This window comes from Pseudomonas sp. LBUM1669 (assembly GCF_059695705.1).
The window spans coordinates 5,690,705-5,708,081 of the sequence record NZ_CP166784.1 but is presented as its reverse complement, the minus strand read 5'-3'; the positions used below and the strand labels follow the sequence as shown (position 1 = coordinate 5,708,081).

Annotated in this window: 30 protein-coding genes; all 30 read left to right on the top strand. The window is 54.2% G+C overall.

Going from position 1 to position 17,377, the window contains the following annotated elements; translation table 11 throughout:
- Positions 1–102: 102 nt before the first annotated feature.
- A complete protein-coding gene (rpsG, locus tag ACA051_RS26600) occupies positions 103–573 on the top strand; it encodes a 30S ribosomal protein S7 (RefSeq protein ID WP_010490886.1) in 471 nt (156 codons plus the stop codon).
- Positions 574–603: 30 nt separating this feature from the next.
- A complete protein-coding gene (gene fusA, locus ACA051_RS26595; protein WP_283181874.1) occupies positions 604–2,709 on the top strand; it encodes an elongation factor G in 2,106 nt (701 codons plus the stop codon).
- A 31-nt stretch (positions 2,710–2,740) separates the two neighbouring features.
- The gene (gene tuf / locus ACA051_RS26590; protein WP_497305854.1) at positions 2,741–3,934 is read left to right on the top strand and encodes an elongation factor Tu; all 1,194 of its coding nucleotides are present in this window, start codon (positions 2,741–2,743) and stop codon (positions 3,932–3,934) included.
- Positions 3,935–4,075: 141 nt separating this feature from the next.
- On the top strand, positions 4,076–4,387 hold the full coding sequence (gene rpsJ, locus ACA051_RS26585; protein WP_003186070.1) for a 30S ribosomal protein S10: 312 nt from the start codon (positions 4,076–4,078) through the stop codon (positions 4,385–4,387).
- An 80-nt stretch (positions 4,388–4,467) separates the two neighbouring features.
- On the top strand, positions 4,468–5,103 hold the full coding sequence (gene rplC / locus ACA051_RS26580) for a 50S ribosomal protein L3 (RefSeq protein WP_003186059.1): 636 nt from the start codon (positions 4,468–4,470) through the stop codon (positions 5,101–5,103).
- Between the two features lie 12 nt (positions 5,104–5,115).
- Entirely contained in the window at positions 5,116–5,718 is a 603-nt protein-coding gene (gene rplD, locus ACA051_RS26575) for a 50S ribosomal protein L4 (RefSeq protein WP_007896707.1), read from the top strand.
- The gene (rplW, locus tag ACA051_RS26570) at positions 5,715–6,014 is read left to right on the top strand and encodes a 50S ribosomal protein L23 (RefSeq protein ID WP_002555488.1); all 300 of its coding nucleotides are present in this window, start codon (positions 5,715–5,717) and stop codon (positions 6,012–6,014) included. The genes rplD and rplW overlap by 4 nt, the downstream gene beginning before the upstream one ends.
- 14 nt (positions 6,015–6,028) lie before the next feature.
- Complete coding sequence (gene rplB / locus ACA051_RS26565) at positions 6,029–6,853, top strand: 50S ribosomal protein L2 (protein ID WP_003176423.1); 825 nt, start codon at positions 6,029–6,031, stop codon at positions 6,851–6,853.
- 16 nt (positions 6,854–6,869) lie between these two features.
- A complete protein-coding gene (gene rpsS, locus ACA051_RS26560) occupies positions 6,870–7,145 on the top strand; it encodes a 30S ribosomal protein S19 (RefSeq protein ID WP_002555486.1) in 276 nt (91 codons plus the stop codon).
- Positions 7,146–7,158: 13 nt separating this feature from the next.
- Positions 7,159–7,491, top strand: a complete 333-nt coding sequence (gene rplV / locus ACA051_RS26555) for a 50S ribosomal protein L22 (RefSeq protein ID WP_003103908.1) — start codon at positions 7,159–7,161, stop codon at positions 7,489–7,491.
- A gap of 13 nt (positions 7,492–7,504) precedes the next feature.
- Entirely contained in the window at positions 7,505–8,191 is a 687-nt protein-coding gene (gene rpsC / locus ACA051_RS26550) for a 30S ribosomal protein S3 (protein WP_003176422.1), read from the top strand.
- Between the two features lie 12 nt (positions 8,192–8,203).
- Positions 8,204–8,617 (top strand): 50S ribosomal protein L16, encoded by a 414-nt coding sequence (gene rplP / locus ACA051_RS26545; RefSeq protein ID WP_045057467.1) that lies wholly within the window; start codon positions 8,204–8,206, stop codon positions 8,615–8,617.
- Positions 8,617–8,808 carry a 50S ribosomal protein L29 gene (gene rpmC, locus ACA051_RS26540; protein ID WP_008030901.1) on the top strand — a complete coding sequence of 64 codons (192 nt, stop codon included), beginning with the start codon at positions 8,617–8,619 and terminating at the stop codon, positions 8,806–8,808. The genes rplP and rpmC overlap by 1 nt, the downstream gene beginning before the upstream one ends.
- A 2-nt stretch (positions 8,809–8,810) precedes the next feature.
- A complete protein-coding gene (gene rpsQ, locus ACA051_RS26535) occupies positions 8,811–9,077 on the top strand; it encodes a 30S ribosomal protein S17 (protein WP_003176419.1) in 267 nt (88 codons plus the stop codon).
- 23 nt (positions 9,078–9,100) lie between these two features.
- Positions 9,101–9,469, top strand: a complete 369-nt coding sequence (gene rplN, locus ACA051_RS26530) for a 50S ribosomal protein L14 (RefSeq protein ID WP_002555479.1) — start codon at positions 9,101–9,103, stop codon at positions 9,467–9,469.
- A gap of 11 nt (positions 9,470–9,480) precedes the next feature.
- Positions 9,481–9,795 (top strand): 50S ribosomal protein L24, encoded by a 315-nt coding sequence (rplX, locus tag ACA051_RS26525; protein ID WP_003176416.1) that lies wholly within the window; start codon positions 9,481–9,483, stop codon positions 9,793–9,795.
- Between the two features lie 22 nt (positions 9,796–9,817).
- Positions 9,818–10,357: a 50S ribosomal protein L5 gene (rplE, locus tag ACA051_RS26520; protein WP_003176415.1), complete on the top strand. Its 540-nt coding sequence runs from the start codon at positions 9,818–9,820 to the stop codon at positions 10,355–10,357.
- Between the two features lie 13 nt (positions 10,358–10,370).
- Complete coding sequence (gene rpsN / locus ACA051_RS26515; RefSeq protein ID WP_003176414.1) at positions 10,371–10,676, top strand: 30S ribosomal protein S14; 306 nt, start codon at positions 10,371–10,373, stop codon at positions 10,674–10,676.
- Positions 10,677–10,884: 208 nt separating this feature from the next.
- Entirely contained in the window at positions 10,885–11,277 is a 393-nt protein-coding gene (gene rpsH, locus ACA051_RS26510) for a 30S ribosomal protein S8 (protein WP_008065722.1), read from the top strand.
- 12 nt (positions 11,278–11,289) lie between these two features.
- Positions 11,290–11,823 carry a 50S ribosomal protein L6 gene (gene rplF / locus ACA051_RS26505; RefSeq protein WP_003176412.1) on the top strand — a complete coding sequence of 178 codons (534 nt, stop codon included), beginning with the start codon at positions 11,290–11,292 and terminating at the stop codon, positions 11,821–11,823.
- A gap of 10 nt (positions 11,824–11,833) precedes the next feature.
- On the top strand, positions 11,834–12,184 hold the full coding sequence (gene rplR / locus ACA051_RS26500) for a 50S ribosomal protein L18 (protein WP_017341069.1): 351 nt from the start codon (positions 11,834–11,836) through the stop codon (positions 12,182–12,184).
- A gap of 3 nt (positions 12,185–12,187) precedes the next feature.
- Entirely contained in the window at positions 12,188–12,688 is a 501-nt protein-coding gene (gene rpsE / locus ACA051_RS26495; RefSeq protein WP_003186035.1) for a 30S ribosomal protein S5, read from the top strand.
- Positions 12,689–12,690: 2 nt separating this feature from the next.
- A complete protein-coding gene (rpmD, locus tag ACA051_RS26490) occupies positions 12,691–12,867 on the top strand; it encodes a 50S ribosomal protein L30 (protein ID WP_003186033.1) in 177 nt (58 codons plus the stop codon).
- 3 nt (positions 12,868–12,870) lie between these two features.
- Entirely contained in the window at positions 12,871–13,308 is a 438-nt protein-coding gene (gene rplO, locus ACA051_RS26485) for a 50S ribosomal protein L15 (RefSeq protein ID WP_007896782.1), read from the top strand.
- Positions 13,309–14,637, top strand: a complete 1,329-nt coding sequence (gene secY, locus ACA051_RS26480; RefSeq protein ID WP_008073883.1) for a preprotein translocase subunit SecY — start codon at positions 13,309–13,311, stop codon at positions 14,635–14,637.
- Between the two features lie 27 nt (positions 14,638–14,664).
- Positions 14,665–14,781 (top strand): 50S ribosomal protein L36, encoded by a 117-nt coding sequence (rpmJ, locus tag ACA051_RS26475; RefSeq protein ID WP_002555468.1) that lies wholly within the window; start codon positions 14,665–14,667, stop codon positions 14,779–14,781.
- Positions 14,782–14,911: 130 nt separating this feature from the next.
- On the top strand, positions 14,912–15,268 hold the full coding sequence (gene rpsM / locus ACA051_RS26470; RefSeq protein ID WP_003186020.1) for a 30S ribosomal protein S13: 357 nt from the start codon (positions 14,912–14,914) through the stop codon (positions 15,266–15,268).
- A gap of 30 nt (positions 15,269–15,298) precedes the next feature.
- Positions 15,299–15,688, top strand: coding sequence for a 30S ribosomal protein S11 (rpsK, locus tag ACA051_RS26465; protein WP_002555466.1), 390 nt, complete (start codon positions 15,299–15,301; stop codon positions 15,686–15,688).
- 18 nt (positions 15,689–15,706) lie between these two features.
- Positions 15,707–16,327 carry a 30S ribosomal protein S4 gene (gene rpsD / locus ACA051_RS26460; RefSeq protein ID WP_003210056.1) on the top strand — a complete coding sequence of 207 codons (621 nt, stop codon included), beginning with the start codon at positions 15,707–15,709 and terminating at the stop codon, positions 16,325–16,327.
- A gap of 22 nt (positions 16,328–16,349) precedes the next feature.
- Positions 16,350–17,351 carry a DNA-directed RNA polymerase subunit alpha gene (locus ACA051_RS26455; RefSeq protein WP_003186012.1) on the top strand — a complete coding sequence of 334 codons (1,002 nt, stop codon included), beginning with the start codon at positions 16,350–16,352 and terminating at the stop codon, positions 17,349–17,351.
- Positions 17,352–17,377: the final 26 nt, after the last annotated feature.

The following is a 17,377-nucleotide window of genomic DNA, read 5'->3' as shown; positions in this document are numbered from 1 at the left end:
AAACTGATTTTCTATTTTTCTGAGTCGATAAGAGTAAGGTCGGAGGCGTCCCGAAAGGGGACCGATTCCGAGCGAACCTGAAGACCGTTTGAGGGCTTATCCATGCCAAGAAGACGCGTAGCAGCCAAGCGCGAAGTGCTTGACGATCCAAAATACGGAAGCCAAATCCTGGCCAAGTTCATGAACCACGTTATGGAAAGCGGCAAGAAAGCCGTTGCCGAGCGTATCGTTTATGGCGCGCTGGACAAGGTTAAAGAACGCAAGAACAGCGATCCCCTGGAAATCTTCGAGAAAGCTCTCGACGCCATCGCTCCGCTGGTCGAAGTAAAGTCGCGCCGTGTAGGCGGTGCTACTTACCAGGTTCCGGTCGAAGTTCGTCCGTCCCGTCGTAACGCTCTGGCAATGCGCTGGTTGGTAGACTTCGCCCGTAAGCGCGGCGAGAAGTCTATGGCTCTGCGTTTGGCTGGCGAACTGTTGGACGCCGCTGAAGGTAAAGGTGCTGCAGTTAAGAAGCGTGAAGACGTGCACCGTATGGCTGAAGCCAACAAGGCTTTCTCGCACTACCGCTTCTAATTTTAGCGTCACTAATTTTGCGAGGGCTTTATGGCTCGTACAACACCGATTAATCGCTACCGTAACATTGGTATCGTTGCTCACGTGGATGCTGGTAAAACCACCACCACCGAGCGCGTCCTTTTTTACACTGGCAAAAGTCACAAGATGGGCGAGGTGCATGACGGCGCCGCGACCACAGACTGGATGGTTCAGGAGCAGGAGCGTGGTATTACCATTACTTCTGCTGCTATTACCGCCTTCTGGCAGGGTTCCGAGAAGCAGCACAAAGACCAATACCGCTTCAACGTCATTGACACCCCGGGCCACGTTGACTTCACCATTGAAGTTGAGCGTTCCCTGCGTGTTCTCGACGGCGCGGTCGTTGTGTTCTGCGGCACTTCGGGTGTTGAGCCTCAGTCGGAAACCGTATGGCGTCAGGCCAACAAGTACGGCGTTCCACGTCTTGTTTACGTAAACAAGATGGACCGTGCTGGTGCCAACTTCCTGCGCGTGATCGGTCAGATCAAGCAGCGTCTGGGTCATACCCCGGTGCCAATCCAGTTGGCTATCGGTTCTGAAGACAACTTCCAGGGTCAGATCGACCTGATGGCTATGGAAGCTGTTTACTGGAATGACGCTGACAAAGGCATGGTCCCAGTTCGCAAGCCAATCCCTGCTGAACTGCAGGAACTGGCTGACGAGTGGCGCGGCAATATGGTTGAAGCTGCGGCTGAAGCCAGCGAAGAGCTGATGAACAAGTACCTCGAAGGTGAAGAACTCACCAACGCGGAAATCAAGGCCGCTCTGCGTCAGCGTACTATCGCTGGTGAGATCGTTCTGGCTGTTTGCGGTTCTTCCTTCAAGAACAAGGGTGTTCCCCTGGTTCTCGACGCCGTTATCGATTACCTGCCTGCACCAGTTGATATTCCTGCCATCAAGGGTACTGACCCGGATGACGAGACTATCGATCTGGAGCGTCATGCAGATGACAGCGAGCCGTTCTCGGCTCTGGCTTTCAAAATCGCTACCGATCCATTTGTGGGTACTTTGACTTTCGTCCGCGTTTACTCGGGCGTGTTGGCCTCCGGCGACGGTGTGATCAACTCGGTCAAAGGCAAGAAAGAGCGCGTGGGTCGTATGGTGCAAATGCACGCAAACGCCCGTGAAGAAATCAAGGAAGTGCGCGCTGGCGACATCGCGGCCTTGATCGGCATGAAGGACGTCACCACTGGTGAAACTTTGTGCGACGCTGCCAAGCCAATCATCCTGGTTCGCATGGACTTCCCGGAGCCGGTTATTTCGGTCGCCGTAGAGCCTAAGACCAAGGATGACCAGGAAAAAATGGGTGTCGCTCTGGGCAAACTCGCTCAGGAAGATCCATCTTTCCGCGTCAAGACTGATGAAGAGACTGGTCAAACGATCATCTCTGGTATGGGCGAGTTGCACCTGGACATCCTGGTTGACCGGATGCGCCGTGAGTTCAACGTCGAAGCCAACATCGGTAAGCCTCAGGTTTCGTATCGTGAGCGCATCACGAAGAACTGTGAAATCGAAGGCAAATTCGTTCGCCAGTCCGGCGGTCGTGGTCAGTTCGGCCACTGCTGGATCCGTTTTGCTCCTGCTGACGAAGGTCAGGAAGGTCTGCAATTCGTGAACGAAGTAGTGGGTGGTGTTGTTCCTAAGGAATACATCCCGGCGATCCAGAAGGGTATCGAAGAGCAGATGAAGAACGGCGTTGTTGCCGGCTATCCGCTGATCGGCCTGAAGGCCACTGTGTTTGATGGTTCCTACCACGACGTCGACTCCAACGAGATGGCGTTTAAGGTGGCTGCTTCCATGGCGACCAAGCAACTGGCCCAGAAGGGCGGTGGTGAGTTGCTTGAGCCGATCATGGCTGTAGAGGTTGTTACACCTGAAGACTATATGGGTGACGTGATGGGCGACCTTAACCGTCGTCGCGGCATGATCCTGGGTATGGAAGACACGGTTTCCGGCAAAGTGATTCGTGCCGAGGTTCCGCTGGGTGAGATGTTCGGTTATGCGACCGATGTCCGTTCCATGTCCCAAGGTCGCGCAAGCTACTCTATGGAATTCAAAAAATACAATACGGCTCCGTCGCACATCGTCGAAACCGTTACCAAAAAACAAGGCTGATTCAGCCCCTTTAGGCTAGGAGTTAATTGTCGTGGCTAAAGAAAAATTTGACCGTACCCTCCCGCACGTCAACGTTGGCACCATCGGTCACGTCGACCACGGTAAAACCACGCTGACCGCTGCTCTGACTCGCGTCTGCTCCGAAGTTTTCGGTTCGGCTGTTGTTGCTTTCGATAAAATCGACAGCGCTCCAGAAGAAAAGGCTCGTGGTATCACCATCAACACCGCGCACGTTGAATACAACTCGCTGATCCGTCACTACGCTCACGTTGACTGCCCAGGTCACGCTGACTATGTGAAGAACATGATCACCGGTGCTGCTCAAATGGACGGCGCTATCCTGGTTTGCTCGGCCGCTGATGGTCCGATGCCACAAACCCGTGAGCACATCCTGCTGTCCCGTCAGGTTGGCGTTCCGTACATCGTTGTCTTCCTGAACAAGGCTGACATGGTTGACGACGCTGAGCTGCTGGAACTGGTTGAGATGGAAGTGCGCGATCTGCTGAGCACTTACGACTTCCCAGGTGACGACACTCCGATCATCATCGGTTCGGCTCTGATGGCTCTGAACGGCCAAGACGACAACGAAATGGGCACCACTGCCGTTCGTAAACTGGTTGAGACTCTGGATACCTACATTCCGGATCCGGTTCGTGTTATCGACAAGCCGTTCCTGATGCCAATCGAAGACGTATTCTCGATCTCCGGTCGTGGTACTGTTGTAACTGGCCGTATCGAGCGCGGTATCGTCAAGGTTCAGGATTCGCTGGAAATCGTTGGTCTGCGTGACACTGTTGTCACCACCTGCACCGGCGTTGAAATGTTCCGTAAGCTGCTCGACGAAGGTCGTGCTGGCGAGAACTGCGGCGTCCTGCTGCGTGGTACCAAGCGTGATGACGTTGAGCGTGGCCAGGTTCTGGTCAAGCCAGGTTCGGTTAAGCCGCACACTACCTTCGAAGCTGAAGTGTACGTGTTGAGCAAAGAAGAAGGCGGTCGCCACACTCCGTTCTTCAAAGGCTACCGTCCACAGTTCTACTTCCGGACCACTGACGTGACCGGTAACTGCGAACTGCCGGAAGGCGTTGAAATGGTAATGCCAGGCGACAACATCAAAATGGTTGTCACCCTGATCAAAACCATCGCAATGGAAGATGGTCTGCGTTTCGCTATTCGTGAAGGCGGTCGTACCGTCGGCGCTGGCGTCGTAGCCAAAATCATCGCTTAATAAGTGATGACTTGAAAAAGCCCCCGCCTAGCGGGGGCTTTTTTATTGGGTTGACACTGTAGTAGCCCGTCTATAGAATTGCGCCTCCTTTTAACGGGCGTATTGCGCTCGCTGGGAATAGCAGCCGGAGTCTGAAATCCAATGCAAAATCAGCAAATCCGTATCAGGTTGAAGGCTTTTGACCATCGCCTGATCGACCAATCCACCCAGGAAATCGTGGAAACCGCGAAACGTACTGGTGCTCAAGTGCGTGGTCCAATTCCACTGCCTACCCGTAAAGAGCGGTTCACCGTTCTGGTCTCCCCGCACGTCAACAAAGACGCGCGTGACCAGTACGAGATCCGTACTCATAAGCGCGTTCTGGACATCGTCCAGCCAACGGATAAAACCGTTGATGCGCTTATGAAGCTTGATCTTGCGGCCGGTGTGGAAGTGCAGATCAGCCTCGGCTAAGACTCGGTCTTAGTCGTGTAACGCTCTGAAATGGGCGGCCATAGCGGGTGAAAGCCCCGTACACTCATGAGGTTTACAACATGACTATTGGTGTAGTCGGTCGTAAATGCGGTATGACCCGTATTTTCACCGAAGAAGGTGTCTCCATTCCGGTCACGGTCATTGAGATCGAACCGAATCGCGTCACCCAGTTCAAAACTGAAGAGACCGATGGCTATCGTGCAGTGCAAGTCACTGTAGGCGAGCGTCGTGCTTCGCGTGTTACAGCTGCTCAAGCTGGCCACTTCGCTAAAGCGAACGTTGCCGCTGGTCGTACCGTAATGGAATTCCGCCTTGAAGAAGGCGAGTACCAGGCCGGCGATCTGATCAACGCTGAAATCTTCGCTGCTGGTCAACTGGTTGATGTAACCGGTCAGTCCAAAGGTAAAGGCTTCCAGGGTACGATCAAGCGTTGGAACTTCCGCGGGCAAGATAATACCCACGGTAACTCCGTGTCCCACCGCGTTCCAGGCTCTATCGGCCAGTGCCAGACTCCTGGTCGTGTATTCAAGGGCAAAAAAATGTCCGGTCATATGGGCGCTGAGCGCGTGACCGTGCAGTCCCTCGAAGTAGTGCGCGTGGACGCTGAACGCAATCTGTTGTTGGTCAAGGGCGCTGTTCCTGGCGCTACTGGCGGCAACTTGGTTGTACGTCCAGCAGCCAAGGCTCGCGGTTAAGGGGAAGCTGACATGCAATTAAATGTAAATGACGCTCAAGCGATCGAAGTTTCCGAACTGACATTTGGCGGCGAATTCAACGAGACGCTCGTTCACCAAGCAGTCGTGGCCTACATGGCCGGCGGCCGTCAAGGTAGCAAGCAGCAAAAGACCCGTTCCGACGTTCGTGGTGGCGGTAAGCGCCCTTGGCGTCAGAAAGGTACTGGCCGTGCTCGTGCCGGTACTATCCGTAGCCCAATCTGGCGCGGCGGCGGTACCACTTTCGCAGCTCGTCCTCAGGATCACACCCAGAAGCTGAACAAGAAGATGTATCGCGCAGCAATGCGTTCCATCCTTGCTGAGCTGGTGCGTACTGATCGTCTGGTTGTGGTTCAGGACTTCGCTGTTGATGCACCGAAGACCAAAGATCTGCTGAACAAACTGACCGGCATGGGCCTGACTGACGTCTTGATCGTGTCTGAAGTAGTTGATCAGAACCTGTACCTGGCTGCTCGTAACCTGCCACACGTTGATGTACGTGACGTGCAAGGTTCCGATCCAGTTAGTCTGATCGCATACGACAAGGTGTTGATCACCGTGTCGGCCGTGAAGAAATTCGAGGAGCTGCTGGGATGAACCAGGAACGCGTATTTAAAGTTCTGCTTGGCCCGCACGTTTCCGAGAAGGCTACGGTTCTGGCTGACAAGAAAGGCCAGTTCGTTTTCAAGGTTGCAACTGACGCAACCAAGCTGGAAATCAAGAAGGCCGTCGAAAGCCTGTTCAGCGTGAAAGTAGAGCGTGTTACTACCCTGAATGTTCTGGGTAAGAGCAAGCGCACTGCTCGCGGTTTGGGCAAGCGTAATGACTGGAAGAAGGCGGTTATCTCCCTTCAGCCAGGCCAAGATCTCGATTTCAGCAGCAGTGCTGAGTAAGGAAGGGGTGCATCATGGCAATCGTTAAATGCAAACCGACTTCCCCTGGCCGCCGTTTTGTGGTCAAGGTGGTCAACCAGGAGCTGCATAAAGGCGCTCCTCACGCACCGCTGCTCGAGAAAAAATCGAAGACTGGTGGTCGTAACAACAATGGTCGTATTACCACTCGTCACATCGGTGGTGGCCATAAGCAGCATTATCGTCTGGTCGATTTCCGTCGCAACGACAAAGATGGCATCTCTGCCACTGTCGAGCGTATTGAATACGATCCAAACCGTACTGCTCACATCGCTCTGCTGCTGTACGCAGATGGCGAGCGTCGCTACATCATCGCCCCTAAAGGCGTGAGTGCTGGCGACCAGCTGATCGCAGGTGCTCTGGCACCGATCAAGCCGGGCAACGCTCTGCAACTGCGTAACATTCCAGTTGGTAGCACCGTACACGGCATCGAATTGAAGCCAGGTAAAGGCGCGCAAATCGCTCGTTCCGCTGGTGCTTCGGCTCAGCTGATCGCTCGTGAAGGTGTCTACGTGACCCTGCGTCTGCGTTCTGGTGAGATGCGTAAAGTGCTGGCTGAATGCCGCGCGACCCTGGGTGAAGTCTCGAACTCCGAGCACAGCCTGCGTTCGCTGGGTAAAGCTGGTGCCAAACGCTGGCGTGGCGTTCGCCCAACCGTTCGTGGTGTTGCCATGAACCCGGTTGACCACCCACATGGTGGTGGTGAAGGTCGTACCTCTGGTGGTCGTCATCCGGTATCGCCATGGGGCTTCCCGACTAAGGGCGCGAAGACTCGTGGTAATAAGCGTACCGACAAAATGATCGTCCGTCGTCGCAAGTAAATAGAGGGATACGACAGTGCCACGTTCTCTGAAAAAAGGTCCTTTTATTGATCTTCACCTACTGAAGAAGATCGAAGTGGCGGCGGAAAAGAACGATCGCAAACCAGTTAAAACCTGGTCGCGCCGTTCCATGATCCTGCCACAAATGGTCGGTTTGACCATTGCAGTGCATAACGGTCGTCAACATGTCCCAGTTCTTGTGAACGAAGACATGGTCGGCCACAAACTGGGCGAGTTTGCCGGTACCCGCACATATCGTGGGCACGTGGCAGACAAGAAAGCCAAGCGTTAAGGGGTAAGGAACGATGGAAGTAGCCGCTAAGTTGTCGGGCGCTCGAATCTCCGCCCAGAAAGCCCGCTTGGTCGCCGACCAGATCCGCGGGAAGAAGGTGGGCGAAGCGCTCAACCTGTTGGCTTTCAGCAGTAAGAAAGCCGCCGAGATCATGAAGAAAGTGCTGGAGTCGGCCGTAGCCAACGCCGAGCATAACGAAGGCGCAGACGTTGATGACCTTAAAGTCAGCACCGTTTTCGTCAACGAAGGGCGTTCGCTGAAGCGAATCATGCCACGTGCCAAAGGCCGTGCTGATCGCATCGTCAAGCGGTCTTGCCATATCACTGTCAAGGTTGCTGACAAGTAACGGAGTCGAAGAGATGGGTCAGAAAGTACATCCCATTGGCATTCGCCTGGGAATCGTCAAGGAGCACACCTCCGTCTGGTACGCAGACGGTCGGACTTATGCGGACTATTTGTTCGCTGATCTGAAGGTGCGCGAGTATCTCCAAGACAAACTAAAAAGCGCGTCCGTAAGCCGTATCGATATCCATCGTCCGGCTCAGACTGCACGTATCACCATCCACACCGCTCGTCCAGGTATTGTTATCGGGAAGAAAGGTGAAGATGTTGAGAAACTGCGTCAGGACCTGACCAAGCAAATGGGTGTGCCTGTGCACATCAATATCGAAGAAATCCGCAAGCCGGAACTCGACGGTATGTTGGTTGCGCAGAGCGTAGCTCAGCAGCTGGAGCGTCGCGTAATGTTCCGTCGCGCTATGAAGCGCGCTGTACAGAACGCCATGCGCATTGGTGCCAAAGGCATCAAAATCCAAGTGAGCGGTCGTCTCGGCGGTGCTGAAATCGCACGTACTGAATGGTATCGCGAAGGTCGTGTGCCACTGCACACCCTGCGTGCCGACATCGACTATGCCAACTACGAAGCTCACACCACTTATGGTGTGATCGGTGTAAAGGTTTGGATCTTCAAAGGCGAAGTAATTGGTGGTCGCCAAGAAGAACTGAAACCACAAGCACCAGCGCCTCGTAAAAAAGCTGCTAAGTAAGGGGTACGCCAAATGTTGCAACCAAAGCGTACGAAGTTCCGCAAGCAGATGACTGGCCACAACCGTGGCTTGGCTCAGCGCGGTAGCAAAGTCAGCTTCGGCGAATATGCGCTGAAGTCTGTAGCTCGTGGTCGTCTCACCGCTCGTCAGATCGAGTCAGCGCGTCGTGCACTGACCCGTCACGTTAAACGTGGCGGCAAGATCTGGATCCGTGTATTCCCGGACAAGCCTATTTCCAAAAAGCCACTCGAAGTTCGGATGGGTAAAGGTAAGGGTAGTGTGGAGTACTGGGTTGCCCAGATTCAGCCAGGCAAAGTCCTGTATGAAATCGAGGGTGTAACTGAAGAGCTGGCGCGTGAGGCTTTTGCCCTGGCTGCTGCAAAGCTGCCGCTCGCCACCGCCTTTGTTAAACGGACGGTGATGTGATGAAAGCGAATGAACTTCGTGAAAAAGACGCGCCGCAGCTTAACGAGCAACTGCTCGGCCTGCTGCGCGACCAGTTCAATCTGCGCATGCAGAAAGCAACTGGCCAGTTGGGGCAGTCTCACCTGCTCCGGCAAGTTAAGCGTGACATCGCTCGCGTGAAGACTGTGCTCAAACAGCAGGCAGGTAAGTAATCATGGCTGAAGCCGAAAAAACCGTCCGTACGCTGACTGGCCGTGTTGTCAGCGACAAAATGGACAAGACCATCACCGTTCTGATCGAGCGTCGCGTTAAGCACCCGATCTACGGTAAATACGTTAAGCGTTCGACTAAGCTGCACGCGCACGACGAAACCAATCAGTGCCACATCGGCGACAAAGTCACTATTCGTGAAACTCGTCCTTTGGCCAAGACCAAGTCTTGGGCGCTGGTTGATGTTCTCGAACGCGCTGTGGAAGTCTAAGGACTAGGGGTCGGAGAAATTATATGATTCAGACTCAATCCATGCTCGATGTGGCCGATAACAGCGGCGCACGCCGCGTTATGTGCATCAAGGTGCTGGGTGGCTCCCATCGTCGTTACGCTGGTATCGGTGACATCATCAAAGTTACCGTGAAGGAAGCAATTCCTCGCGGTAAAGTGAAAAAAGGCCAAGTGATGACTGCTGTTGTAGTCCGCACTCGTCACGGCGTACGTCGTGCTGATGGCTCCATTATCCGCTTTGATGGCAACGCTGCTGTTCTTCTGAACAACAAGCAAGAGCCGATCGGCACCCGTATCTTTGGGCCAGTGACCCGTGAACTTCGTACTGAGAAGTTCATGAAGATCGTCTCGCTCGCCCCAGAAGTGCTGTAAGGAGATCCGACATGCAAAAGATTCGTCGTGACGACGAGATCATCGTGATCGCCGGCAAAGACAAAGGTAAGCGCGGTAAGGTGCTTAAGGTTCTCGCTAATAACCGTCTGGTTATTGGTGGTCTGAACCTGGTTAAGCGTCATACCAAGCCTAACCCGATGTCGGGCGTACAAGGCGGTATCGTCGAAAAAGAAGCTCCGCTGGACGCTTCTAACGTCGCCATTTTCAACGGCGAAACCAACAAGGCTGACCGCGTTGGTTTCAAAGTAGAAGACGGCAAGAAAATTCGTGTCTTCAAGTCGACCCAAAAAGCGGTTGATGCTTGAACACTGCTAGGTAGATGAGACCATGGCACGACTAAAAGAGATTTACTGGAAAGAAATCGCACCGAAGCTTAAGGAAGAACTTAAGCTTTCGAACGTGATGGAAGTTCCACGCGTTACGAAAATCACCCTGAACATGGGTCTGGGCGAAGCAGTCGGTGACAAAAAAGTCATCGAGCACGCTGTTGCCGATCTGGAAAAGATCACCGGTCAGAAAGTTGTTGTGACTTACGCTCGGAAATCCATCGCTGGCTTTAAAGTCCGTGAAGGTTGGCCGATCGGCGTCAAAGTGACCCTGCGCCGTGAGCGTATGTATGAATTCCTGGATCGTCTGCTGTCGATCTCCCTGCCTCGGGTTCGCGACTTCCGCGGCCTGAATGCCAAGTCCTTCGATGGTCGTGGTAACTACAGCATGGGCGTTAAAGAGCAGATCATCTTCCCGGAAATCGACTACGACAAGATCGATGCTCTCCGCGGTCTGGACATTACCCTGACCACCACTGCCAAGAACGATGATGAAGGTCGCGCCCTGTTGCGTGCTTTCAAATTCCCGTTCCGCAACTGATTGGAGTAGGAAAATGGCCAAGATGAGCATGAAAAACCGCGAGCTGAAACGTCAGCTCACGGTTGCCAAGTACGCCAAAAAGCGTGCAGCACTGAAAGCTATCATCGTTGATCTGAACGCAAGTCCAGAAGCGCGTTGGGAAGCTACAGTAGCTCTGCAAAAGCAGCCACGTGACGCAAGCGCTTCGCGCATGCGTAACCGCTGCCGCCTGACCGGTCGTCCACACGGCGTTTACCGCAAGTTCGGCCTCGGTCGTAACAAACTGCGTGAAGCTGCAATGCGTGGTGACGTACCTGGTCTGGTTAAAGCCAGCTGGTAAGCACTATCAAAGTCTCGGTGTCCAGGAGCGCAAGTTCCTGACCATCGGTGACCTTGAACATGAATCAAGCCCCTTTTGGGGCTTGATTCATTTGTGGGGTGTGTCTAGAATACCCGGCTCGCCTGAGCCCGTGCTTTTTTCGCATGGAGTTTATCGGCGAAGGTAGTAGCCGCAAGGCTTATTTTTTTGTATTAGGAGCGTCTAGCCCATGAGTATGCAGGACCCGTTAGCGGACATGCTAACTCGAATCCGTAATGCCCAGATGGCTGAAAAGTCCGTCGTAAGCATGCCTTCTTCCACGTTGAAGGTGGCTGTAGCTAAAGTCCTGAAGGACGAAGGTTACATCGCGGGTTATCAGATCAGCAGCGAAACAAAACCACTGCTGTCTATCGAGCTGAAATATTTCGAAGGCCGTCCGGTCATCGAAGAAGTGAAGCGCGTTAGCCGTCCAGGCCTGCGTCAGTACAAGTCCGTCGATGATCTGCCAAAAGTTCGTGGCGGTCTCGGTGTGTCTATCGTCTCCACCAACAAAGGTGTGATGACGGATCGTGCTGCGCGCGCTGCCGGTGTCGGCGGCGAAGTTCTTTGCACTGTGTTCTAAGGGGGGATAAGCATGTCACGCGTCGCTAAGAACCCCGTTAAGCTGCCAGCCGGTGTCGAAGTCAAATTCGCAGGCCAACAGCTTTCGGTGAAGGGTGCCAAGGGCACTCTCGAACTGAACATCCATTCGTCCGTTGAGATCGTTGAAGAAGCTGGTGAGCTGCGTTTCGCTGCTCGCAATGGCGATCAACAAACTCGCGCAATGGCTGGTACCACTCGTGCGTTGGTAAACAACATGGTCCAAGGCGTAAGCCAAGGCTTCGAGCGCAAGCTCCAGCTGGTCGGTGTTGGTTACAAAGCGCAAGCAAAAGGCACAGTGCTGAATCTGGCTCTTGGCTTCTCGCACCCAGTGGATTATGAACTGCCGGAAGGCATCACCGCTGAGACTCCTAGCCAGACCGATATCCTGATCAAGGGCATCGATAAGCAACTGGTAGGTCAAGTGGCCGCCGAGATCCGCGACTTCCGTCCACCAGAGCCGTACAAAGGCAAAGGTGTGCGCTACGCGGACGAAGTCGTCCGTCGTAAAGAAGCCAAGAAGAAGTAGGGCATAGCAAATGACCGACAAAAAAGTTACTCGACTGCGTCGCGCTCGCAAAGCACGCCTGAAAATGCACGAACTCGAAGTCGTGCGTCTCTGCGTGTTCCGCTCGTCGCAGCACATCTACGCCCAGGTCATTTCGGCCGACGGCGCCAAAGTTCTGGCATCCGCCTCGACTTTGGATAAAGAACTGCGTGATGGTGCCACTGGCAACATCGACGCGGCCACTAAGGTTGGCCAGCTGGTCGCTACGCGTGCTAAGGCCGCTGGCGTCTCGCAAGTGGCTTTCGACCGCTCTGGCTTCAAGTACCACGGCCGCGTTAAAGCGCTGGCTGATGCTGCTCGTGAAGCTGGGCTGGAGTTCTAAGTTATGTCAAATAACGACCAAAAGCGCGACGAAGGCTACATCGAGAAGCTGGTTCAAGTTAACCGCGTAGCCAAAACCGTTAAAGGCGGCCGTATCTTCACTTTCACCGCGTTGACCGTGGTTGGTGATGGTAAAGGGCGCGTTGGCTTCGGCCGTGGCAAGTCGCGTGAAGTGCCTGCTGCGATCCAGAAGGCAATGGAAGCTGCTCGCCGCAACATGATCCAAGTTGACCTGAACGGCACCACTCTGCAGTACGCAATGAAGTCCGCTCACGGCGCTTCGAAGGTGTACATGCAGCCTGCTTCTGAAGGTACCGGTATCATCGCTGGCGGCGCTATGCGTGCTGTCCTCGAGGTTGCTGGCGTTCAGAACGTTCTGGCCAAGTGCTACGGCTCGACTAACCCGGTAAACGTGGTTCACGCCACTTTCAAAGGTTTGAAAGCTATGCAATCTCCTGAATCCATTGCCGCCAAGCGTGGCAAAAGCGTCAAGGAGATCTTCTGATCATGGCTACCGTTAAAGTAACGCTGATCAAAAGCATGACCGGCCGCATCCCTAACCACAAACTGTGCGTTAAGGGTCTGGGTCTGCGTCGCATCGGTCACACTGTAGAAGTACTTGATACTCCCGAGAATCGCGGGATGATCAACAAGGCTTACTACATGCTGCGTGTCGAGGGTTAATCGATGAAACTCAATGATCTGAGTCCAGCGCCGGGTTCCCGTCGCGAAAAGCATCGTCCGGGCCGTGGTATCGGTAGTGGTTTGGGCAAGACCGGTGGCCGTGGCCACAAAGGTCAGTCCTCCCGCTCCGGTGGCACCATTGCTCCAGGCTTTGAAGGCGGTCAACAGCCGCTGCATCGTCGCCTGCCGAAGTTCGGTTTCGTTTCCCTGAAAGCCATGGACCGCGCAGAAGTGCGTCTGTCCGAGCTGGCTAAAGTGGAAGGCGACATCGTCACCGTGCAGTCCCTGAAAGATGCCAACGTGATCAACGTCAACGTTCAGCGTGTGAAAATCATGCTGTCCGGCGAAGTGACTCGCGCTGTTACCATCGGAAAGGGAATCGGCGCCACCAAAGGTGCGCGTGCGGCTATCGAAGCAGCTGGCGGCAAGTTCGAGGAATAAATGGCTAAGCAAGGTGCTCTCTCTGCGCTCGGCAAAGGCGGTATGTCTGAACTCTGGGCTCGTCTGCGTTTTCTGTTCCTGGCGATTATCGTCTACCGAATAGGCGCACACATCCCGGTTCCAGGTATCAACCCGGACCGACTCGCGGACCTGTTTCGACAGAATGAGGGGACCATTCTTAGCTTGTTCAACATGTTTTCCGGCGGCGCGCTGGAACGGATGAGCATCTTTGCACTGGGGATCATGCCGTACATCTCGGCATCGATCATCATGCAACTGATGACCGCCGTTAGCCCGCAGCTGGAGCAGTTGAAGAAGGAAGGTGAAGCTGGGCGTCGCAAGATTGCCCAGTACACCCGCTACGGCACTGTCGTCCTCGCTCTCGTTCAGGCAATTGGCATGTCCATTGGTCTGGCAGGGCAGGGCGTTTCGTTCACTGGTGACTTTGGCTTCCATTTCGTCGCGGTATCCACTTTTGTGGCTGGTGCGATGTTCATGATGTGGCTGGGTGAGCAGATTACTGAGCGTGGTGTTGGCAACGGTATCTCGATGTTGATTTTCGCAGGTATCGTCGCCGGTCTTCCGAGGGCGATCGGGCAGTCTTTCGAGTCTGCGCGTCAGGGTGATATCAATATTTTTGCCTTGGTTGCCATCGGTTTGTTGGCAGTAGCGATTATCGGTTTCGTGGTGTTCATTGAGCGTGGTCAGCGTCGTATTGCTGTTCATTACGCCAAGCGTCAGCAGGGCCGCAAGGTCTTCGCTGCGCAGACCAGCCACTTGCCGTTGAAAGTGAACATGGCTGGTGTTATTCCAGCCATTTTCGCGAGCAGCATTTTGCTGTTCCCGGCTTCGTTGGGGACCTGGTTTGGTCAGTCTGAAGGTATGGGCTGGCTGCAGGACATCTCGCAGTCGATCGCTCCTGGTCAGCCGTTGAATATTCTGCTGTTTAGTGCAGGGATTATTTTCTTCTGCTTCTTCTATACGGCGTTGATGTTCAATCCGAAAGACGTAGCGGAAAACCTGAAGAAGTCCGGTGCCTTTATTCCGGGTATCCGTCCAGGTGAGCAGTCTGCGCGCTATATTGATGGCGTTCTGACTCGTTTGACCTTGTTCGGTGCTCTATATATGACGGCCGTGTGTCTGTTGCCCCAGTTCCTGGTGGTTGCAGCAAACGTACCGTTCTACCTTGGCGGGACCTCGTTGCTGATCGTCGTCGTGGTTGTGATGGACTTCATGTCCCAAGTACAATCGCACCTCGTTTCGCACCAGTACGAATCCCTGATGAAGAAAGCCAACCTGAAGGGTTACGGCAGCGGCATGTTGCGCTGAGTACCCATAAGGTTCGAGGAGTTGGTGATGAAAGTTCGTGCATCGGTGAAAAAGCTGTGCCGTAACTGCAAGATTATTCGCCGCGAAGGTGTTGTTCGGGTAATTTGCAGCGCGGAACCGCGTCACAAACAGCGCCAAGGCTGAGTGTGATTGTGCTTCAAGCCCGGTAGCTAGTGCGCTACCGGGTTGATTATTTGTTATTACAGCGATATTATCTCGCGCCCTATTTCTTGGCTTCCGGGGCGTAGGTAGCTGTCAATTGGAGTCCCACTGAATGGCCCGTATTGCAGGCGTTAACATTCCAGATAACAAGCATACTGTTATCTCGCTGACCTACATCTATGGTGTTGGTCGCACTACTGCACAGAAGATCTGTGCAGTGACTGGGGTAAACCCAGCCGCAAAGATCAAGGATCTGAGCGACGAGCAGATTGAACAGCTGCGTGGCGAAGTGGCGAAGTTCACCACTGAAGGTGACCTGCGTCGCGAAATCAACATGAAAATCAAGCGTTTGATGGACCTCGGTTGCTATCGCGGTCTGCGTCATCGTCGTGGTCTTCCAGTGCGCGGTCAGCGTACCAAGACTAACGCGCGTACCCGTAAAGGTCCGCGTAAGCCGATCCGCAAGTAATCGCCCCAGCGAATCGACAGGAAATTAATCATGGCTAAACCTGCTGCTCGTCCTCGTAAAAAAGTTAAAAAGACAGTGGTTGATGGCATTGCCCACATCCATGCTTCTTTTAACAACACAATCGTGACCATCACCGACCGTCAAGGCAACGCTCTTTCCTGGGCTACCTCCGGTGGTTCGGGTTTCCGCGGTTCCCGCAAGTCCACCCCGTTTGCTGCTCAAGTAGCTGCTGAACGTGCTGGTCAAGCTGCGCTGGAATACGGTCTGAAAAACCTCGACGTTAACGTCAAAGGTCCAGGCCCAGGTCGTGAATCTGCAGTCCGCGCTTTGAACGGCTGTGGCTACAAGATCGCCAGCATCACCGACGTGACGCCAATCCCGCACAACGGGTGCCGTCCGCCGAAGAAGCGCCGCGTGTAATCCAGGAGATTGTAAAGAATGGCTCGTTACATTGGTCCAAAATGCAAACTCGCTCGTCGCGAAGGCACCGATCTCTTTCTGAAGAGCGGCGTGCGCGCGATCGAATCGAAGTGCAACATCGAAGCAGCACCTGGTATCCACGGCCAACGCCGCGGTCGCCAGTCCGATTACGGCACCCAACTGCGTGAAAAGCAGAAGGTCCGTCGTATCTACGGCGTTCTCGAGCGTCAATTCAGCGGCTACTACAAAGAAGCTGCTGGCAAGAAAGGTGCAACCGGTGAAAACCTGCTGCAACTGCTCGAATGCCGTCTGGACAACGTTGTATACCGTATGGGTTTTGGCTCTACTCGTGCCGAATCCCGTCAGCTGGTATCGCACAAATCCGTCAGCGTTAACGGTCAGACCGTAAACGTACCGTCCTACCAGGTTCGTGCTGGTGACGTGGTCGCGATTCGCGAGAAAGCAAAGAACCAACTTCGCATTGTCCAAGCTCTCGATCTGTGTGCCCAACGTGGCCGCGTAGAATGGGTAGAAGTAGACACTGAGAAGAAGTCGGGCGTTTTCAAGAACGTTCCTGCTCGCAGTGATCTGTCCGCCGACATCAACGAAAGCCTGATTGTCGAGCTCTACTCCAAGTAAGGGCTAGAAAATAGGTGCATCCATGCAGATTTCGGTAAATGAGTTCCTGACACCCCGCCATATTGATGTGCAGGTTGTCAGTCCAACCCGCGCCAAGATCACTCTCGAGCCTCTCGAGCGTGGTTTCGGCCACACCCTGGGCAACGCGCTGCGACGCATCCTGTTGTCCTCAATGCCCGGCTGTGCAGTAGTCGAGGCCGAGATTGACGGTGTGCTCCATGAGTACAGCGCCATCGAAGGCGTACAGGAAGACGTAATTGAAATCCTGTTGAACCTTAAAGGTCTGGCTATCAAGCTGCACGGTCGTGACGAAGTTACGCTGACCTTGTCGAAGAAGGGTTCGGGGGTGGTTACCGCTGCCGATATTCAGCTGGATCATGATGTCGAGATCGTTAACCCCGATCACGTAATCGCTAACCTGGCGTCTAACGGCGCCCTGAACATGAAGCTCACCGTAGCTCGTGGTCGTGGTTATGAACCGGCAGACTCGCGTCAGAGCGATGAAGACGAAAGCCGCAGCATCGGTCGCTTGCAGCTTGACTCTTCGTTCAGCCCGGTTCGCCGTATCGCATACGTGGTCGAAAACGCCCGTGTCGAGCAGCGTACTAACCTGGACAAGCTGGTTATTGATCTGGAAACCAACGGTACCCTGGATCCTGAAGAGGCTATCCGCCGCGCTGCAACCATTCTGCAACAGCAGTTGGCTGCGTTCGTCGACCTCAAAGGTGACAGTGAGCCAGTGGTTGTCGAGCAGGAAGACGAGATCGATCCGATCCTGCTTCGCCCGGTTGACGATCTGGAACTGACTGTACGTTCGGCTAACTGCCTTAAGGCGGAAAACATCTACTACATCGGTGACCTGATTCAGCGTACCGAAGTAGAGCTGTTGAAGACTCCGAACCTTGGCAAGAAATCCTTGACTGAAATCAAGGACGTTCTGGCCTCCCGCGGTCTGTCCCTCGGCATGCGCCTCGACAACTGGCCGCCTGCAAGTCTTAAGAAGGACGACAAGGCGACTGCCTGATCGTCGTAATCACCGAACGTTGTGTT

Excerpts from the sequence above, each read along its gene's own strand:
- rpmC (WP_008030901.1), top strand. The coding sequence starts at position 8,617 with ATGAAAGCGAATGAACTTCGTGAAAAAGACGCGCCGCAGCTTAACGAG.
- rpsM (WP_003186020.1), top strand. The coding sequence starts at position 14,912 with ATGGCCCGTATTGCAGGCGTTAACATTCCAGATAACAAGCATACTGTT.
- rpsE (WP_003186035.1), top strand. The coding sequence starts at position 12,188 with ATGTCAAATAACGACCAAAAGCGCGACGAAGGCTACATCGAGAAGCTG.
- rplV (WP_003103908.1), top strand. The coding sequence starts at position 7,159 with ATGGAAGTAGCCGCTAAGTTGTCGGGCGCTCGAATCTCCGCCCAGAAA.
- rplN (WP_002555479.1), top strand. The coding sequence starts at position 9,101 with ATGATTCAGACTCAATCCATGCTCGATGTGGCCGATAACAGCGGCGCA.
- rplB (WP_003176423.1), top strand. The coding sequence starts at position 6,029 with ATGGCAATCGTTAAATGCAAACCGACTTCCCCTGGCCGCCGTTTTGTG.
- rpsD (WP_003210056.1), top strand. The coding sequence starts at position 15,707 with ATGGCTCGTTACATTGGTCCAAAATGCAAACTCGCTCGTCGCGAAGGC.
- rplO (WP_007896782.1), top strand. The coding sequence starts at position 12,871 with ATGAAACTCAATGATCTGAGTCCAGCGCCGGGTTCCCGTCGCGAAAAG.
- rplD (WP_007896707.1), top strand. The coding sequence starts at position 5,116 with ATGCAATTAAATGTAAATGACGCTCAAGCGATCGAAGTTTCCGAACTG.
- rpmD (WP_003186033.1), top strand. The coding sequence starts at position 12,691 with ATGGCTACCGTTAAAGTAACGCTGATCAAAAGCATGACCGGCCGCATC.
- rplX (WP_003176416.1), top strand. The coding sequence starts at position 9,481 with ATGCAAAAGATTCGTCGTGACGACGAGATCATCGTGATCGCCGGCAAA.
- rpsC (WP_003176422.1), top strand. The coding sequence starts at position 7,505 with ATGGGTCAGAAAGTACATCCCATTGGCATTCGCCTGGGAATCGTCAAG.
- rpsK (WP_002555466.1), top strand. The coding sequence starts at position 15,299 with ATGGCTAAACCTGCTGCTCGTCCTCGTAAAAAAGTTAAAAAGACAGTG.
- rpsH (WP_008065722.1), top strand. The coding sequence starts at position 10,885 with ATGAGTATGCAGGACCCGTTAGCGGACATGCTAACTCGAATCCGTAAT.
- rplE (WP_003176415.1), top strand. The coding sequence starts at position 9,818 with ATGGCACGACTAAAAGAGATTTACTGGAAAGAAATCGCACCGAAGCTT.
- ACA051_RS26455 (WP_003186012.1), top strand. The coding sequence starts at position 16,350 with ATGCAGATTTCGGTAAATGAGTTCCTGACACCCCGCCATATTGATGTG.
- rplF (WP_003176412.1), top strand. The coding sequence starts at position 11,290 with ATGTCACGCGTCGCTAAGAACCCCGTTAAGCTGCCAGCCGGTGTCGAA.
- rplP (WP_045057467.1), top strand. The coding sequence starts at position 8,204 with ATGTTGCAACCAAAGCGTACGAAGTTCCGCAAGCAGATGACTGGCCAC.
- fusA (WP_283181874.1), top strand. The coding sequence starts at position 604 with ATGGCTCGTACAACACCGATTAATCGCTACCGTAACATTGGTATCGTT.
- rpsQ (WP_003176419.1), top strand. The coding sequence starts at position 8,811 with ATGGCTGAAGCCGAAAAAACCGTCCGTACGCTGACTGGCCGTGTTGTC.
- rplW (WP_002555488.1), top strand. The coding sequence starts at position 5,715 with ATGAACCAGGAACGCGTATTTAAAGTTCTGCTTGGCCCGCACGTTTCC.
- rpsG (WP_010490886.1), top strand. The coding sequence starts at position 103 with ATGCCAAGAAGACGCGTAGCAGCCAAGCGCGAAGTGCTTGACGATCCA.
- rpsJ (WP_003186070.1), top strand. The coding sequence starts at position 4,076 with ATGCAAAATCAGCAAATCCGTATCAGGTTGAAGGCTTTTGACCATCGC.
- secY (WP_008073883.1), top strand. The coding sequence starts at position 13,309 with ATGGCTAAGCAAGGTGCTCTCTCTGCGCTCGGCAAAGGCGGTATGTCT.
- rpsN (WP_003176414.1), top strand. The coding sequence starts at position 10,371 with ATGGCCAAGATGAGCATGAAAAACCGCGAGCTGAAACGTCAGCTCACG.
- rplC (WP_003186059.1), top strand. The coding sequence starts at position 4,468 with ATGACTATTGGTGTAGTCGGTCGTAAATGCGGTATGACCCGTATTTTC.
- rpmJ (WP_002555468.1), top strand. The coding sequence starts at position 14,665 with ATGAAAGTTCGTGCATCGGTGAAAAAGCTGTGCCGTAACTGCAAGATT.
- rplR (WP_017341069.1), top strand. The coding sequence starts at position 11,834 with ATGACCGACAAAAAAGTTACTCGACTGCGTCGCGCTCGCAAAGCACGC.